Raw genomic sequence first — 2,438 nt, 5'->3', positions numbered from 1 at the left:
TTCCACATGGGCAGAGGCAAATAAAACGTTATGCATAATAGCTCCTTGTCAATAGCAGTGCTTGGGACTATTATACCTAAGGGGAATACAAGTAAAACTTTATCATCGTGGTGGTTTGAAGGCTCTGTTCCGGTCAGAGGCGGGGCCGGTGGGGGCTGACATGAGGCCATATACAGCTTCTTGGAGGTTTGGCATACTTCGGACTTCGTTGTTGCCGAAATATTGGATGCCGTGGTTCAAAGCCACACTGGAGACACCTGCAAGCCGGGCGGCTTTCGCTAACTTACCGGCAATCACCCAGTCGGCGGTAGTTTCGCTATGGACTTCGGTGGTGATATAATCCGCCAACTTGCGCACCCAGATATCGATAGGTTGTAAGAATAGACGGTCTGACCATTCGATATCGCCTTCTAAATTAAACATCCAGACCACATCGCGCAAAATCACCGAAGCTAACTTGGGACCAATTCCTCGGATATCGACCATTCGCAGGAATTGCTGTTCGATATGGCGCGTTTGCACGACCCCTTCTTGAACCCATGAGAAGATACTACCGACGCTATCCTGCGTGTAGATTTCCTGCGCCATCTCAATAAAACCTTCCAGCATCCCCCTGTTAAGCTGCTCACTGGTCTTGCGGCTGTTTTCGCGGCACACATCTTCAAAGCTTGTCCACATATGTTCCGGCTTACCGTTCCGAAGGAATTTCTCGATTTTATCAGGAGATCCGACAGTGCGAAGGAGGGCTTCCATCGCAAATTGTGCGTAGAGCGTTCGTTCCATTCCGCGCCGTGAGAAGGCATAATGACCGTAAATTACTCTCAAAGACGCATAAGGCTCGCTAAACGCATCACGAACGGTGGCGGCATCTGCCATTGGCAATTGTAAAATCTTTGCCATTTGCGGAAGGAGCACTTCGTTTTGGAATAATGCTGCCTTTTCAGTTGCTAATCGGTGTGTCATCCGATTAATTTGCTCAGCAGAAGGCACGATTAATCTCCCTTAGGGCATGGGGTATAACGCAGAAGTAATTGCGCGTCCGAATAATACTTATACCCTGAATTGGGCCAGATTGATATAAAATATAATACGTAATAGAGTACAACGTTCATACGTAACATCTGATCTCTTTGGTTCGTCCAATAATAAGTAAACAGGCTGAAACTCTGACATTAACGTTAAACGGGAGCTGCATGTATGTTTTCTATACGTACGGGGGCATTGATATTAATACTGGTCACCTTAACTCTCTGCTTATTTGGGCAGTCGGATAAGACGATTAATAAAGGAGAGGCTGAGAGGACATCGCTCCATAAAGCGGCAGAGGTGGGGGATATTGAGTTATGCAAGTCCCTGATTGAAAAGGGGGCTGATGTCAATGTTAAGGATAAAAACAATCGAACCCCACTTTTGGTCGCCGCCGAAAGAGCCCAGAAAGAGGCTGCGCTTCTGCTAATCTCCAAAGGCGCAGATGTCAATGCAAAGGACCCAAGAAGTATAACCGCCTTACATTGGGCCGTATGGTATGGTCAGAAGGAACTAATCGAAGCGCTAATCACTGGCAAAGCGAACCTAAACGCCAAAAGCAATCAAGGCGAAACTCCCCTCCATTGGGCGGCGTTTCAAGGCAGAAAAGAACCTGCCGAATTACTCATTGCAAAGGGCGCAGAAATTAATTCAAAAGATAGCGACGGAACAACCCCTCTTCACGTTGCTTCGGTCAGAGGTCAAAAAGAGATGGTTGAGCTCCTCATAACCAAAGGCGCCGATGTTAACGCCAAAGACGATTTCGAGATGACCCCTCTGCGTTGGGCGCATAAAGATGTCATAGAATTATTAAAATCCCACGGCGCGAAATAAGGGTATAAGAATGGAAGAATTTCGTGCTGTGGGAGTGAAATTTTGGAGATACTTGTTCTAGGGAGTGGGACTTCGCATGGGGTGCCGATGATTGGGTGTTCATGCAAGGTTTGTACTTCGACCAATCCAAAGAATCGGCGTTATCGGACGGCTGTTTTTGTTCGTGAGGGGGATGCTACAGTTCTTATCGATGCCCCGCCGGAGTTGCGTCTTCAGCTTATCGAAAATGGGATTACTCATACCGATGCCGTTCTATTCACCCATACCCATGCGGATCACGTATTTGGACTGGACGATATTCGGCGCATTAATGACCTGAGCGGCAAGGCGATGCCTATCTATGGCAAGCAGAAAGTACTGAATGATATCAAACGGGTCTTTCGATATGCCTTCAAACAAACTCAGCTTGCAGGCGGGAAGCCGAATATTAATTTAATGCCTATTAATGGGCCATTTAGGGTGAATGGACTTAAAGTTGAGCCTTTGAAGGTATACCACGGCAGTTTTTCAATTTGGGCGTTCCGGTTTGGCGGGTTTGCTTATGTCACCGATGTCAGCAGAATTCCTCAAAAATCAGT

3 protein-coding genes are annotated in these 2,438 nt (G+C 47.0%); 2 read left to right on the top strand and 1 reads right to left on the bottom strand.

What is annotated here, in order from left to right; all coding sequences use genetic code 11:
• Nucleotides 1-102: 102 nt before the first annotated feature.
• Entirely contained in the window at nt 103-990 is an 888-nt protein-coding gene (locus WCO51_12460) for a hypothetical protein (protein ID MEI6514066.1), read from the bottom strand.
• A gap of 207 nt (nt 991-1,197) precedes the next feature.
• Between WCO51_12460 and WCO51_12455 the strand changes: the two genes are divergently transcribed.
• Nucleotides 1,198-1,860, top strand: coding sequence for an ankyrin repeat domain-containing protein (locus tag WCO51_12455; GenBank protein ID MEI6514065.1), 663 nt, complete (start codon nt 1,198-1,200; stop codon nt 1,858-1,860).
• Nucleotides 1,861-1,902: 42 nt separating this feature from the next.
• On the top strand, nt 1,903-2,438 hold a 536-nt coding region (locus WCO51_12450), incomplete at its 3' end, for an MBL fold metallo-hydrolase (GenBank protein MEI6514064.1).

This window comes from bacterium, from assembly GCA_037131655.1.
Lineage (GTDB): Bacteria > Armatimonadota > Fimbriimonadia > Fimbriimonadales > JBAXQP01 > JBAXQP01.
Note: the sequence above shows the minus strand (reverse complement) of the source record. Positions and strands in the feature narration are given on the sequence as shown.